Source organism: Streptomyces sp. NPDC029296 (assembly GCF_055569255.1).
Genome location: NZ_JBVHXT010000006.1, coordinates 90,866 through 104,065, shown reverse-complemented (window position 1 = coordinate 104,065; position 13,200 = coordinate 90,866). Strand labels below are relative to the sequence as shown.

At 74.7% G+C, this 13,200-nt stretch carries 13 protein-coding genes; 7 read left to right on the top strand and 6 right to left on the bottom strand.

Going from position 1 to position 13,200, the window contains the following annotated elements; all coding sequences use genetic code 11:
- Positions 1-2: 2 nt before the first annotated feature.
- The 4 genes from ACZ4W9_RS07245 to ACZ4W9_RS07230 all read right to left on the bottom strand — a co-directional run bounded on the left by ACZ4W9_RS07245 (position 3) and on the right by ACZ4W9_RS07230 (position 5,078).
- Positions 3-944, bottom strand: a complete 942-nt coding sequence (locus ACZ4W9_RS07245; RefSeq protein ID WP_467933786.1) for a carbohydrate ABC transporter permease — start codon at positions 942-944, stop codon at positions 3-5.
- Entirely contained in the window at positions 941-2,287 is a 1,347-nt protein-coding gene (locus ACZ4W9_RS07240) for an ABC transporter substrate-binding protein (protein ID WP_467933784.1), read from the bottom strand. Before ACZ4W9_RS07240 ends, ACZ4W9_RS07245 begins: the two co-directional genes overlap by 4 nt.
- 63 nt (positions 2,288-2,350) lie before the next feature.
- Positions 2,351-3,562, bottom strand: coding sequence for an ROK family transcriptional regulator (locus ACZ4W9_RS07235; RefSeq protein ID WP_467933783.1), 1,212 nt, complete (start codon positions 3,560-3,562; stop codon positions 2,351-2,353).
- Positions 3,563-3,965: 403 nt separating this feature from the next.
- The gene (locus ACZ4W9_RS07230) at positions 3,966-5,078 is read right to left on the bottom strand and encodes a mechanosensitive ion channel family protein (protein WP_467933782.1); all 1,113 of its coding nucleotides are present in this window, start codon (positions 5,076-5,078) and stop codon (positions 3,966-3,968) included.
- Between the two features lie 313 nt (positions 5,079-5,391).
- Between ACZ4W9_RS07230 and ACZ4W9_RS07225 the strand changes: the two genes are divergently transcribed.
- Positions 5,392-5,928: an HNH endonuclease gene (locus tag ACZ4W9_RS07225; RefSeq protein WP_318203521.1), complete on the top strand. Its 537-nt coding sequence runs from the start codon at positions 5,392-5,394 to the stop codon at positions 5,926-5,928.
- Positions 5,929-5,997: 69 nt separating this feature from the next.
- On the opposite strand, the gene ACZ4W9_RS07220 is transcribed toward ACZ4W9_RS07225, so the two are convergent.
- A complete protein-coding gene (locus tag ACZ4W9_RS07220) occupies positions 5,998-6,420 on the bottom strand; it encodes a hypothetical protein (RefSeq protein WP_467933780.1) in 423 nt (140 codons plus the stop codon).
- Positions 6,421-6,556: 136 nt separating this feature from the next.
- Here ACZ4W9_RS07220 and ACZ4W9_RS07215 point away from each other — a divergent pair, with 136 nt between their 5' ends.
- The 3 genes from ACZ4W9_RS07215 (at position 6,557) to ACZ4W9_RS07205 (ending at position 9,293) form a co-directional block, all read left to right on the top strand.
- A complete protein-coding gene (locus ACZ4W9_RS07215) occupies positions 6,557-6,796 on the top strand; it encodes a hypothetical protein (RefSeq protein ID WP_467933779.1) in 240 nt (79 codons plus the stop codon).
- Positions 6,797-8,902: a 4-alpha-glucanotransferase gene (malQ, locus tag ACZ4W9_RS07210; protein ID WP_467933778.1), complete on the top strand. Its 2,106-nt coding sequence runs from the start codon at positions 6,797-6,799 to the stop codon at positions 8,900-8,902.
- A gap of 109 nt (positions 8,903-9,011) precedes the next feature.
- Positions 9,012-9,293 carry a hypothetical protein gene (locus ACZ4W9_RS07205; protein WP_467933776.1) on the top strand — a complete coding sequence of 94 codons (282 nt, stop codon included), beginning with the start codon at positions 9,012-9,014 and terminating at the stop codon, positions 9,291-9,293.
- A 184-nt stretch (positions 9,294-9,477) separates the two neighbouring features.
- Here ACZ4W9_RS07205 and ACZ4W9_RS07200 read toward each other — a convergent pair whose 3' ends face one another.
- Complete coding sequence (locus tag ACZ4W9_RS07200) at positions 9,478-9,978, bottom strand: MarR family winged helix-turn-helix transcriptional regulator (protein WP_467933775.1); 501 nt, start codon at positions 9,976-9,978, stop codon at positions 9,478-9,480.
- 148 nt (positions 9,979-10,126) lie between these two features.
- On the opposite strand from ACZ4W9_RS07200, the gene ACZ4W9_RS07195 reads away from it, so the two are divergent.
- Genes ACZ4W9_RS07195 through ACZ4W9_RS07185 form a run of 3 tightly spaced genes read left to right on the top strand, consistent with a single transcriptional unit; the run spans position 10,127 to position 12,983 of the window.
- On the top strand, positions 10,127-11,074 hold the full coding sequence (locus ACZ4W9_RS07195; RefSeq protein WP_467933774.1) for an EamA family transporter: 948 nt from the start codon (positions 10,127-10,129) through the stop codon (positions 11,072-11,074).
- A 41-nt stretch (positions 11,075-11,115) separates the two neighbouring features.
- Positions 11,116-12,051 (top strand): DMT family transporter, encoded by a 936-nt coding sequence (locus ACZ4W9_RS07190; RefSeq protein ID WP_467933773.1) that lies wholly within the window; start codon positions 11,116-11,118, stop codon positions 12,049-12,051.
- Between the two features lie 23 nt (positions 12,052-12,074).
- Positions 12,075-12,983 (top strand): LysR family transcriptional regulator, encoded by a 909-nt coding sequence (locus ACZ4W9_RS07185; RefSeq protein ID WP_467933771.1) that lies wholly within the window; start codon positions 12,075-12,077, stop codon positions 12,981-12,983.
- The last annotated feature ends 217 nt before the right edge of the window (positions 12,984-13,200 follow it).

Below are 13,200 nucleotides of genomic sequence, written 5' to 3'. Positions count from 1 at the left end.
CGTCAGTCACCTGCCTGGATCAGGCCGCCGCGGCGCCGCATCAGCAGCGCGGTGAACGCCATCGACAGGGCGAACAGCACCAGCGCCACCACGCACGCCGAGCCGTAGTCGAAGCGCTGGAAGCCGAGGTTGTAGACGAGCTGGGGAAGGGTGAGCGTCGACTTGTCGGGGTAGCCGGGCTCGAACTGGGTGCCGGCGCCCTGGATCACCCCGGAGGCGACCTTTCCGGCGACCAGCGGCTGGGTGTAGTACTGCATGGTCTGGATCACGCCCGTGACCACCGCGAACAGCACGATGGGGGAGATGTTCGGCAGCGTCACGTACCGGAACCGCTGCCAGGCCGAGGCCCCGTCCAGCTCGGCCGCCTCGTACTGCTCCGCCGGTACGTCGAGCAACGCGGCCATGAAGATGACCATCAGGTCGCCGATGCCCCACAGCGCCAGCAGGGTCAGCGCCGGCTTGGACCAGGCCGGGTCGCCGAACCAGCCCGGCGCGGGCAGGCCGGCCTTCTCCAGCAGGGAGTTCACCGGGCCGGTGCCGGGGTTGAGCAGGAACGCGAAGGCCATGGTGGCCGCGACCGGAGGGGCGAGGTAGGGCAGGTAGAACAGGGTGCGGAAGGCGCCCGTCGCCGTCTTGATCCTGGTGATGAGCAGTCCGACGCCCAGCCCGAAGACCACGCGCAGGCTCACCATGATCACGACCAGCCACAGGGTGTTGCGCAGCGCGGGCCAGAACAGCGGGTAGTGCTCGAAGACGTAGACCCAGTTCCTCGCGCCGGTCCACTCCGGCGGCCGGAAGCCGTCGTAGTGCATGAAGGAGAAGTAGACGGTCGAGAGCAGCGGGTAGGCGAAGAAGACCGCGAAGCCGACGAGCCAGGGCGCCATGAAGGCGAGCGTGCGCAGGGCCGAGCGGCGGCGCTTGGCCGCCAGGGTGCCGGCGCTCACGGCCGCGCCTGCACGATGTCGGTGTCGATCTGCGCGGCCGCCTTCTTGAGCCCGGCCTTCAGGTCGGTGGCCTTGCCGCTCTCGTAGTCGTAGCCGAACTGCTGGATCGTCACCAGGTACACCCCGCCGTTGACGGAGGCGGGCGCCGAGGTGGAGTGCGGGTGGGCGGCGATGTCCAGGAACGTCTTGAACCGCGGGTCGTACCTCAGCTTCGGGGACTTCAGCGCGGCGAGCGTGGAGGGCACGTTGTGGATGTCGTTGGCGAAGCCGGTCACCGCGTCCGTGTCCGTGGTGACGTACTTGACGAACTCCCAGGCCGCGTTCTGCTTGTGGCTGGTGGCGGCGATGCCCGCGACGGTGCCGGTGACGTAGCCCTTGCCGTACTGGCCGGCCTGGTCGTCCGGGACGGGCAGCGGGGCCACCCCGATCTCGAAGTCCGGCTTCGCCTCCTCGGCCATCCCGAGCCGCCATTCGCCGTCCATCTGCATGGCGACCTGGCCGGTGTGGAAGGGGTGCTTGGGGCCCCACTCGTCGCCGAGGGTGGCCCGGTACCGCTCCAGCCTGCGGAATCCGCCGAGTTCGTCCACCAGCTTCCGCTGGAGGGTGAACGCCTTCGCGAAGGCGGGGTCCTTCGCGACGCGGGACCTGCCGTCCTTGCCGAAGTACGTCGGCGAGAACTGGCCGAGGTAGTGCTCGGTGGTGGACTCCCAGCCGTGGTAGTTCGGCATGAACCCGAGCTGCCGGTAGCCGTCGCCCGAACGGATCGTCAGCTTCCGGGCGTCGGCGAGGAACTCGGACCACGTGCGCGGCGGGCGCGCGATGCCGGCCTTCTCGAACGCCGTCTTGTTGTAGTACAGCCCGTACGCGTCGCCGAGCAGCGGGACCGCGCAGCGCTCGCCCTCGAACGCGGTGTACTCCGCCATGGGCTTCGGAAACGTCTTCTCCGGGTCGATCCCGGACTTGGCGAAGAAGGGGTTCAGGTCCACCAGCGCGCCCGAGGAGCAGAACCTGCCCACGCTGTTGGTGGTGAACGAGGAGATCACGTCCGGGGCCCGGTCGCCGCCCGCCCGCAGTGCCTGGTTGATCTTGTCGTCGGTCATGTTCCCGACGACCTTCACGTGGAGGTTGGGGTGCGCCCGCTCGAACCCGGCGACCAGCGACTTCACGGCCCGCACCTCGTTCGGCGCGCTCCAGGCGTGCCAGAAGGTGATCGTGGCCTCCTTCGAGGGGTCGTCGGTGGCGCTCCCGACGGACCGGCCGGTACACCCGGCGGTGAGCAGCACCGCGGGAACTATCAGGGCGAAAGCCGCTTTTCGGGCGGCTTGGGGTAGGGGTATGGGCATGACGGGGTCTCCCAGGGGACGGGTCGGGGAAGTCGGAGAAGAGGGGGGAAGGGTGGGGGGCGCTCAGCGCGAGGTGTCGAAGACCTCGTCGCGGGTGGCGGCGAGCGCGGACTCCAGCGCGCCGCGCAGTACGGGGTGTTCGCGGACCTCGCCGACGACGAGCCGGGGCCGGGTGGCGGCCAGCTCCGCCAGTTCGGCCTGGACGAGGGCCCGCAGCACCTCGCCGCCGGCCGTCAGCGCGGAGCCGCCGAGGACGACGAGTTCGGGGTCGAGGACGGAGACGAGCGAGGCGAGACCGGTGGCCAGCCGGGTGGCGTAGGTCCGCAGCAGCTCCCGGTGGGGGCCGTCGGCGTGGTCGGCGGCGTGCGCCACGAGCCGGGTGGCGGCCTCGGTGTACGGCCCCGGGGGCACGGGGGATATGCCCAGTTCCCGGGCCAGCCCCGGCAGCGCCTGGGAACCGGCCAGCTCCTGGTAGCCGCCGCTGCCCGCCCGGGTGACCCGGCGTACCAGCGGGGCGCCCGGCACCGGCAGGAAGCCGACCTCGCCGGCGCCGCCGGTCCAGCCCCGGTGCAGCCGGCCGCCCAGCACCAGGGCGGCGCCCAGGCCCTCCTGGTTCCACAGCAGGACGAAGTCCTCGTGGCCGCGGGCCGCGCCGAGCCGCTGTTCGGCCACGGCGGCGAGGTTGACGTCGTTCTCGTACTCCACCGGCATCGGCAGCGCCGCCGCGAGGTCGTCGAGCAGCGTGGGGGAGTGCCAGCCGGGCAGGTGGGAGGCGTAGCGCAGCCGCCCGGTGCCCGGATCGAAGGCGCCGGGGGTGCCGACGACCAGCCGGTGCACGTCGGACCGGGCGAGCCCGGCCGCCTTGACCGCGCCGTCGAGGGCGTCGGTCACCTGCCGCACGACCGGCTGGGCGGGCCGCCGGCCGGGGGTGGGCAGCTCGTACGCGCCGACCGTGCGGCCGGTGATGTCGGCGACGGCGGCCCGGATGCGGTGCGGGGTGACGTCGACCCCGGCGGCGTACGCCACGGCCGGATCGATCGCGTACAGCTGGGCGCCCGGGCCCGGCCGGCCCTCGCTGGTGCCGGTGACCCGGACCAGTCCGGCCGCCTCCAGACGGGCCAGCAGCTGGGAGGCGGTGGGCTTGGACAGGCCGGTGAGCTTGCCGATCCGGGTGCGCGAGAGCGGGCCGTGCGCCAGCAGCAGGTCCAGGGCGGCGCGGTCGTTCATGGCGCGCAGGACGCGCGGGGTGCCCGGCGTACCGGCGGTTCCTGCCATGGGGGTCCACACCTGCCTTTCCGGCCGCCCAGCTTTTCAGGGCCCCGGGCGCGGCGTCCAGTCGTGATCGACGGGCGCCCGGAGATCACTGTTAGGAAAGTTTCCTGTTCGGGTGGGAGGAACGTAAGCCGAGGACGAAGGGGGCGTCAATAGGCGTCGACGGACAGCGGCCCCCGGGCAACGTTGTCGTCGTCCGGGGGCCGCGGGGGCCGGGGCTCGGCGCTAGGCGAAGGGGGCGGTGTCCGGGGCGGGGTACGGCGCCGGGAGGGGGAAGCGGGTCGCCGAGGGCGACCTCGGGGCCAAGCCCGCGTCGGGGGCTCCAGCCAAAAGATGGGGCATTCCGTGCGCCCCCGCGCCGGAATGCCCCATCTGTTCACTCGCACCAGTGTGCTGAACCGTTCCGCTATTTCGCCGGCGGTGCCGGCCGCTGGGTGACGATCGGGGACGCCGCCGCCGACTGCGGCGAGTCCGCGTTGGAGTACACCGACGGGGCCGCCACCGTCGCCGTCGGGTCCGGGGTGTCCTCGGCGTCCTCGACCGCCGTCGCGCCGCCCACGATCCGGATGCTCGCCGCGTCGAACGCCCGCTTGATCCGCCAGCGCAGCTCCCGCTCCACCGTCACCGACTTGCCCGGCATGGTCTTCGCCGACACCCGGACCACCATGGAGTCGATCAGCACCGAGTCCAGGCCGAGGACCTGCACCGGGCCCCACAGCAGCTCGTTCCAGGGCTCTTCCCTGGTCATCTTCTGGGCGACCTCGTCCAGCGTGGCCCTGACCCGGTCCAGGTCCTCGCTCGCCCGGACGGTCACGTCGACCCCGGCCGTCGCCCAGCCCTGCGACAGGTTCCCGATCCGCTTCACCTCGCCGTTGCGGACGTACCAGATCTCCCCGCCGTCGCCGCGCAGCTTGGTCACCCGCAGCCCGACCTCGATCACCTCGCCGGTGGCCACGCCCGCGTCGATCACGTCACCGACGCCGTACTGGTCCTCCAGGATCATGAACACGCCGGACAGGAAGTCGGTGACCAGGTTGCGCGCGCCGAAACCGATCGCCACACCCGCGACACCGGCCGACGCCAGCAGCGGCGCCAGGTTGATCTCGAAGGTGGACAGCACCATCAGCGCGGCCGTGCCGAGGATGAGGAAGCTCGCCACCGAGCGCAGCACCGAGCCGATGGCCGCCGAACGCTGCCGCCGCCGCTCCGCGTTGACCAGCAGCCCGCCGAGCGCGGTGCCGTCCACGGCCTGCGCGGTACGGCCCATCCGGTCGATCAGCTGGGTGATCGCCCGCCGCACCGCCGCCCGCAGCGCCACGGCCACGACCACGATCAGCAGGATCCTCAGGCCCATCGCGAGCCACGTCGACCAGTTCTGCTCGACCCAGCTCGCCGCGTTCGTCGCGCTCTCCTGGGCGTCCTGGAGCGTCGGCACGGCCGGGGTCGTCGACTGCGACGGCGAGGGCGACGGGGACGGCGACGCGCCGGCGGCCACGAGGAGGGCGGGCAGGGACGACACGGCAGGTACCTCCAGGTGCTGCGCGGTCCGGACCGGCGGGGGCAAGGTCACGGAAAGGTCACCGGGCGGACGGAACCACCACACTAACGGGGCATCCCGGGTGTCCCGTGCCGTTCCGTGGGACCGGCGCGCAGGAGAGACACGGCTCACGCGGGCTTGAACAGGTCGTGGAACGGGGGATGAATCAGATGTGGTCGAAAACACTCCCAGCCCGTTACCGGGACATGGTGGCGCTTCCACCAGGCATGAGGGGAGACTGACTGCAGATCGTCCCGGCGCGAGCCACGCGCCGCCGACGCCCAAGGAGGCACCCGTGCCGCATGTCCTGGTCCTCAACGCGTCGTACGAGCCGCTCGGCGTCGTACCGCTCCGCCGCGCGCTCGTCCTCGTCCTGGAGAACAAGGCCGTCTCCCTCGAGGAATCCGGCGCCTATATGCACAGCGCGACCGTCACCCTCCCCGCACCCAGCGTGGTCCGGCTCAAACGATTCGTCCGGGTTCCCTACCGAGGGCCCGTCCCGCTGACCCGCCGTGCGCTCTTCGCCCGCGACGGGGGCCGGTGCATGTACTGCGGTGGCGTCGCGACCAGCGTCGACCACGTCATCCCGCGCAGCCGCGGGGGCAAGCACGTCTGGGACAACGTGGTGGCCTCCTGCCGCCGCTGCAACCACGTCAAGGCCGACCGCCACCTCGTCGAGCTGGGCTGGCGGCTGAGGCACAAGCCGGCTCCGCCGAGCGGGCTGGCCTGGCGCATCATCGGCACCGGGCACCGGGACCCGCGCTGGCTGCCGTACTTGCAACCGTACGGCGCCGATGACGCCCTGGCCCGGATCGACGGTGTGTCCGCCTAGATCCGGGCCCCTGTGTTTCGCGCCGACGGAACGCGGCGGCGGTGGCTCGTCGGCGGGCGGCCCGGCGGATCAGCCGCGGGGCCCCTCCGGACGCGCGCCCCTGACCGCGTACAGCGCCGTGCCCAGGACGAACACCGTCACCGCCGCCGCCCAGGCGCCCGGCTCCGCGCCCGGCTGCATCGGCCAGGCCCAGACCGTGGCCGCCCGGCCGTGGGCGGTGCCGGAGCCCAGGTAGACGGCGGTGACGTAGGCGAACGCGGGGAGCCAGCTCAGGCGGGCGCCCAGCAGCACGGCCGCCGTCGCGGTGACCCCCGTGCAGCCGAGGGTGTTGCGGAGCACGGCGGGCGGGCCGAACGTCCCGGCGTGGCCGAGCACGGCCGGGGCCACCGGGGGCGTCGCGTCGCCCCGGGCGACGGCCCGGAGCAGGGCCGTGTCCCCGCCGGGTCCGTCGTCCTTCTCCCGCTGGCCCCCCATGGGGCGGAACAGTCTCACACCCCCTCTATCGATCACCGGCCCGCGGCCGGATCACCCGGGCGCCGGTCATTCGGGGCGCGTGGCCGTGGGCTCACGGGGTAGGCCTGCCGTAACCCGTCCGAGCCCTCGCACCCGCACCGACAAGGAGGCCCCCGTGGCCGCTCGCCTCAGGATCCCGGCCCCGTCCAAACCCGTGGCGGCACCGTCCGCCCCGCCCGACCAGGCCCCGGTGTGCGTCTTCAGCGCGGAGAGCGCGTGCGCGCAGACCCCGCTGACCAGCGAGCCGCCGCTGCCCGACGCCGAGCCGCTGACCAGTGAGCCCCCGCTCGCCGAGGCCGCCCCGCTCACCAGCGAGGCGGACCCGGTCCCGGACTTCTGCGCGCCGGGGCTGTAGATGGCCGCGGCGTCCGAGGAACACCCGGCGGACGACCTCACCCGGCTCGCCGGGCTGCACGGGGTCGCCACCTCCTACCGCCCCGCCCCGGACCGTACGGTCCCGGTCCCCGCCGCCGCCGTGACCGCCGCCCTCGCCGCCCTGGGCGTCGACGCGTCCGGCCCGGACGCCGTACGCGCCGCCCTCGCCGAGCGGGAACGCGCACTGCGCGAGCGGCTGCTGCCGCCGACCGTGGTCCGCTGGGCCGGTGCCGAGCCGCCCGCCGCCCTCGCCGCCCTGCCCGCCGGCACCCGGCTGCGCGTCCGGGCGGAGGACGGGCGGGAGCGGGAGGACCTCGCGGACCTCCCGCCCGGCGTCCACCGGCTGACCGCCACCACCCCCGACGGCCGCACCGGCGAGGCCCACCTCGTCGTCGCCCCCGACCGGCTGCCCGCCCCGCCCGGCCGCTCGTACGGACTCCTCGTCCAGCTGTACTCCCTGCTGTCCCACCGCTCCTGGGGCATGGGCGACCTCGCCGACCTCGCCGAGCTGGCCGGCTGGGCGTCACGCACCGCGGGTGCCGGGTTCGTGCAGGTCAACCCGTTGCACGCGGCCGTGCCCGGCGCCCCCACCGACCCGTCCCCGTACCGCCCCTCCTCCCGCCGCTTCCCCGACCCCGTGCACCTGCGGGTCGAGGACGTCCCCGAGTTCGCGTACGCCGGGGACCGCGAGCGGCTCGGCGCGCTGCTGGAACGGGCCGGGCGGTTGCGCGCCACCGTGCTGGACAAGGGCGCCCTCATCGACCGGGACGCCGTGTGGGAACTGAAACGGGAGGCGCTGGAGACGGTCCTGGAGGTGCCCCTGGCTCCCGGCCGGCAGACCGCCTACGACGCCTTCCGCGCCGCCCACGGCCGGGCCCTCGTCGACCACGCCACCTGGTGCGCCCTCGCCGAGGTCCACGGCCCCGACTGGCGTGCCTGGCCCGCCGCACTGCGCGACCCCCGCTCGGCCGGCACCGCGCGGGCGAGGTCCGCGCTCGCCGCCCGGGTGGAGTTCCACGCCCGGCTGGCCTGGCTCACCGACGGCCAGCTCCGGGCCGCCCAGCGCGCCGCCCGGGAGGCCGGCATGTCCGTGGGGATCGTGCACGACCTCGCCGTCGGCGTGCACCCGGCCGGCGCCGACGCCTGGGCCCAGCAGGACGTGTTCGCCGCCGGCATGTCCGTGGGCGCCCCACCGGACGCCTTCAACGCCCGCGGCCAGGACTGGGGCCTGCCGCCCTGGCGTCCCGACCGGCTGGCGGAGACCGGTTACGCGCCCTACCGCGAGCTGCTGCGCGCCCTGTTCCGCTACGCCGGCGCCCTGCGCATCGACCACGTCATGGGCCTGTTCCGGCTGTGGTGGGTCCCCGAGGGCAGCCCGCCCACCGAGGGCACCTACGTGCACTACGACGCCGACGCCATGCTCGCCGTCCTCGCGCTGGAGGCCACCCGCGCCGGGGCGGTGGTGATCGGCGAGGACCTGGGCACCGTCGAGCCCGGTGTGCGCGAGGCGCTCCAGCGGCGCGGGGTGCTCGGCACCTCCGTGCTCTGGTTCGAACGGGACTGGGAGGGCGACGGCCGTCCGCTGCCGCCGGAGCGCTGGCGGGTCGACTGCCTGGCCACCGCCACCACCCACGATCTGCCGCCCACCGCCGCCCGGCTCACCGGCGACCACGTCGAACTGCGCGACCGCCTCGGCCTGCTCACCCGCCCGGCCGCCGAGGAACGGGCCGAGGCCGGCGCCGACGCGGCCGAGTGGCTGGCCCTGCTGGGCAGCCTCGGCCTGCTGGACCTGACGGCGGCCGGGCCGCCCGGCTCCGACGAGGAGGAGGAGATCCGCGCCGTCCACCGCTTCCTGCTGCGCACCCCCGCCCGGCTGATCGGCGTCTGGCTCCCGGACGGCGCCGGCGACCGCCGCCCGCAGAACCTGCCCGGCACCTGGGACGAATACCCGAACTGGCGTCTCCCGCTCGCCGACTCCGAGGGCCGCCCGGTCCCGCTGGAGGAACTGGTCGCCTCACCGCGGCTGCTGGGATTGCTCGGCGTGCTGAGGGAGGGCGGCACGCCGGAGGACCGGGGGCGGGGCTGACGTCCGGCGGCGCGCCGGGCGGGGTACGAGGACGCCGCCGTCCCCGTACCCCGTGCCGGTAAGGCACCCCGGGCGCGCGGCCTTCGGCCCGGTTCGCTAACTTGAATGCGTGGACAAGAACAACGCCCTGCGCGCCGGCGCCCTGGCCGCCGGTACGACGCTGATGATGCTGCTCATGTCGTCCCCCGCGCTCGCGCTGACCCGCGACGACGGTGACGACCCCGGCCCGGGCCTGAGCGTCATCCAGACGCTGGGCCTGTACGTCTTCCTCCCGCTGGTGCTGTTCGTGGTGATCGCCGGCCTGGTCATGGTGCTGGACAGGTCGCGGGCCAGGAAGGACACCACCTCGTCCAACATCAACGTGAAGCCCGGGGCCGGGGCCAAGGCCTGACCGCCCCGCCGGTTCGTTCGCCGGGGGCGCCCGTCCTCCCGTGGTTACGCGCGTACGCCGTACCCGGGTGAGACCGGCGCCCCCGGCGTTTTCGCGTACGCGGTACCGGGGTGACCGGCGCCCCGGCGCCCGCGCGGGTCGGCGGCCGGCTGCCCGGCCGCCGCCCGGGAGGCGGCCGGTCCGGCTACTCGGCCGTCGTGGCGAGCAGTTCGCGCAGCAGGCCGGCCAGGTGGCCGGCCTGCTGCGGGTCCAGGGCGGCCAGCGCCGCGCTCTCCTCGGCGAGGCCCGCGTCCACCGCCTCGTCGACCAGCCGCAGCCCCTCCTCGGTGAGGGTGACCTTCAGACCGCGCCGGTCGTGCGGGTCGGGGGAGCGGCGCAGCAGCCCGGCGCGCTCCAGCTTGTCCAGGCGGCCGGTGGTCCCGCCGGTGGTCAGCATGAGCGTGGCCGACAGCTCGCGCGGCGACAGGGTGTACGGCTCGCCGGAGCGGCGCAGGGTGGCCAGGACGTCGAACTCGCCCCGGGTGATGCCGTAGGGCCGGTACGCCCGTTCCATCCGGTCGCCCATCGCGCGGGAGATCCGGAAGATCCGGCCGAACACCTCCATCGCCCGGGTGTCCAGCTCCGGGCGCACCCGCGCCCACTGTTCGATGATCGCGTCGACCGGGTCGGCTGGCTGTGCGTGCATGGGCCGAGTATCGGCCCCTTTCCGCTTGCCCGCAAGAAAGCCACTTGCAACTAAGTAACTTAGAGCTAAGCTACTTACCAGCTACCCAAGCTGCCCGATGGTTCGTCCACGCGCGGCCACCGCGCCGTGACCTCCCGAAAGGCCCGCCATGGCCCTCCGCACCCCCGGCACGACCGCCGTCATAGCCGCCACCGCGCTCGCCCCCGTCTCCTGGGGCACCACCTACGCGGTCACCACCGAGTTCCTGCCGCCGGACCGCCCCCTGTTCACGGCTCTGCTGCGGGCCCTGCCCGCCGGTCTGCTGCTGCTCGCCGCCACCCGGGTCCTGCCGCGCGGCACCTGGTGGGCGAAGGCGGCCGTCCTCGGCGCGCTGAACATCGGCGCCTTCTTCCCGCTCCTGTTCGTCGCGGCCTACCGGCTGCCCGGCGGGATGGCCGCCGTCGTCGGCTCCGCCGGTCCGCTCTTCGTCGTCGGCCTCTCGGCGCTGCTCCTCGGGCAGCGGCCGGCCCCGCGCACGCTGCTCACCGGGCTGGTGGCCGCGCTCGGCGTCAGTCTCGTCGTGCTGAAGGGGGCCGGCGCGCTGGACCTCGTCGGCGTCCTCGCGGCCCTCGCCTCCACCGTGTCCATGGCGGCCGGCACCGTGCTGACCAAGCGCTGGGGCCGCCCGGCGGGGGTGGGGCCGCTGGCGCTCACCGGCTGGCAGCTCACCGCGGGCGGCCTGCTCATCGCGCCGCTCGCGCTGCTGGCCGAGGGCGCCCCGCCCGCCCTCGACGGCCGGGCCGTCGGCGGCTACCTCTACCTCGCCCTGGCCAACACCGCCCTCGCCTACTGGCTCTGGTTCCGCGGGATCGGCCGGCTCACCGCCACCCGGGCCGGATTCCTCGGCCCGCTCTCCCCGCTGACCGCCGCGGTCGTCGGCTGGGCGGCCCTCGGCCAGGCGCTGACCCCGGTGCAGACGGCGGGCATGGCGCTGGCGTTCGGAGCGATGGTGGCGGGACAGCTGGGCGGCGGCGGAACTCCCCGTCTGTTCAGGAAAACTGAAAAGAACGATCGTAAAGATTCGATGGACCTGATGGTTCCGGCCCTGCGACGGTAGGACCGCCCCTCCTCCCGCCGACCCGCCCGGAAAGGCCCCCTGTGCCCGCAGCCGCGCACCAGACCACCCCCGTCACCGCCCCCGCGCCCCGCGCCCCCCGCTCCCGGCAGGCCGCCGCCCCGCTCCTCGGCCTCGCCTGCGCGGCGCTCGCCACGGTCGTCTGGTCCGGCAGCTTCGTCACCGCACGCGGCCTGCACGACAGCGTCCCGCCCCTCCAGCACGCCTTCTGGCGGTGGGTGATCGCCCTGCTCGCCGTCGCCCCCTTCGGCGCACGGCGGGCCTGGCGGCAACGCCACCTCCTCCGGCTGCACGCCCGCTACGTCCTGCTCGCCTCCCTCCTCGGCGTCGCCCTCTACAACACCCTCGTCAACCAGGCCGGCCTGACCACCCCGGCCGCCACCATGGGCATGATCATGGCCGCCTCGCCGGTGCTCATGGCCGTGTTCGAGCGGCTGGGCGGCGTACGGCTGGGCGCCCGGCGCACCACCGGGCTGCTCCTGGCCTGCGCGGGCGTGGTGCTGCTGGTCGCCGGCGGCGGCGCGGACTTCTCCCCGGGCACCCTGTGGATGCCGGCCGCCGCCTGCTGCTTCGCGGGCTACAGCGCCCTGCTGCGCCGCCGGCCGGCCGAACTCGACCCCACGGCCTTCCTGTTCACCACGTTCCTCGCCGGCGCGGTGCTGCTGCTGCCCGCGCAGGCCGCGAGCCTCGCCGTGCAGGGCGGCTTCCGCCCCGTGCCCGGCACGGTCCTGCCCCTGCTCTACGTCGGCGTGGCCTCCTCCGCGCTGGCCTTCTTCGCCTGGAACAAGGCCGTCGCCCTGATCGGCGCCACCCGCGCCGGCATCGTCTACTACCTCCAGCCGGTCTGTGTCGCCGCGCTGTCCTGGGCGCTGCTCGGCGAACACACCGGCCCGACGGGCCTGTTGTGCCTGGCGCTGATCCTGACCGGGGTGGTGCTGGGCGCGGGCTCCCGCCGCTGAGGGCGCCGTGTAGCGTCCGCCGCATGAGCGAGTGGGACCTGAGGAAGCTGCGGATTCTGCGCACCCTGCGCGAACGGGGCACGGTCACCGCGACGGCCGCGGCCCTGCACATGACCCCGTCGGCGGTGTCCCAGCAGCTCACCGGCCTCGCCGCCCAGCTCGGCGTGGACCTGCTGGAGGCGCGGGGCCGCCGGGTCCGGCTCACCGACGCGGCCCGGCTGGTGCTGGCCCACACGGAGCCGGTGTTCGAGCAGCTGGAGCGGGCGGACGCGGCCCTGGCGGCCTACGCGCACGGCGACGCCGGCGAGGTCCGCGTCGGCGCCATCCCGACCGCCGTCCCCGCCCTGGTCGTCCCCGCCGTACGGGCCCTCAGGGACACCCACCCCCAAGTGGGCGTCCGCGTCCGGGAGACCGAGGCCGCCGAGGCGTACCGGCTGCTGGCCGCCGGGGACGTCGACCTCGCCGTGTCCCTCGCGGCTAAGGCCCCGAGCGCCCCGGACCCCCGCTTCACCCACGTCCCGCTGCTCGCCGACCCGCTGGACGTGGCCCTCCCCGTGGACCACCCGCTCGCCGAGGCCCCCGGCCTGACCCTCACCGACCTCGCCGCCGAACCCTGGATCTACGGCGGCAGCGGCCCCTGGTCCGACATCACCCGCCGTGCCTGCGAGGCGGCCGGCTTCAGCCCCCGCCAGGGCCACTCGGCCTCCGGCTGGACCGCGATCCTCGCCATGGTGGAGGCGGGCATGGGCGTCGCCCTCGTCCCGAGGACGGCGGCGGACCCCCGCACCGCCGTGACCCTCCGCGAACTGACCGCGAACCGCCCGGTCCGCCACGTCACGGCCTCGGTCCGCAAGGGCGCCACCTCCTCCAGGGCCCTCACCCACACCCTGAACGCCCTGACGGCGGCGGCCGGACGGGTCGGCCGGGGCTGAACTCCCGATCCGCGGCCGGGTGCCGGGTGCCGGCCGGCGCTCGTGGGGCGGGCGAACGGGTGACGGCCTCGGGGGGCGGAGGACGGTGGCCGAGATGCCGAGGGTCCGGGGGGCCGCTAGCGTGTTGGAGGAGGGCCGCGACCGGGCGGTGTGCCCACCGCCGGCGAGTGCCCTGTCACGGGCCCCGGCAGGGCGTGGGACGGACCCCTCGCCCCCC

Coding starts and splice junctions, on each gene's coding strand:
- ACZ4W9_RS07195 (WP_467933774.1), top strand. CDS start 10,127: ATGGCCCTCCGCACCCCCGGCACGACCGCCGTCATAGCCGCCACCGCG.
- ACZ4W9_RS07200 (WP_467933775.1), bottom strand. CDS start 9,978: ATGCACGCACAGCCAGCCGACCCGGTCGACGCGATCATCGAACAGTGG.
- ACZ4W9_RS07185 (WP_467933771.1), top strand. CDS start 12,075: ATGAGCGAGTGGGACCTGAGGAAGCTGCGGATTCTGCGCACCCTGCGC.
- malQ (WP_467933778.1), top strand. CDS start 6,797: ATGGCCGCGGCGTCCGAGGAACACCCGGCGGACGACCTCACCCGGCTC.
- ACZ4W9_RS07240 (WP_467933784.1), bottom strand. CDS start 2,287: ATGCCCATACCCCTACCCCAAGCCGCCCGAAAAGCGGCTTTCGCCCTG.
- ACZ4W9_RS07235 (WP_467933783.1), bottom strand. CDS start 3,562: ATGGCAGGAACCGCCGGTACGCCGGGCACCCCGCGCGTCCTGCGCGCC.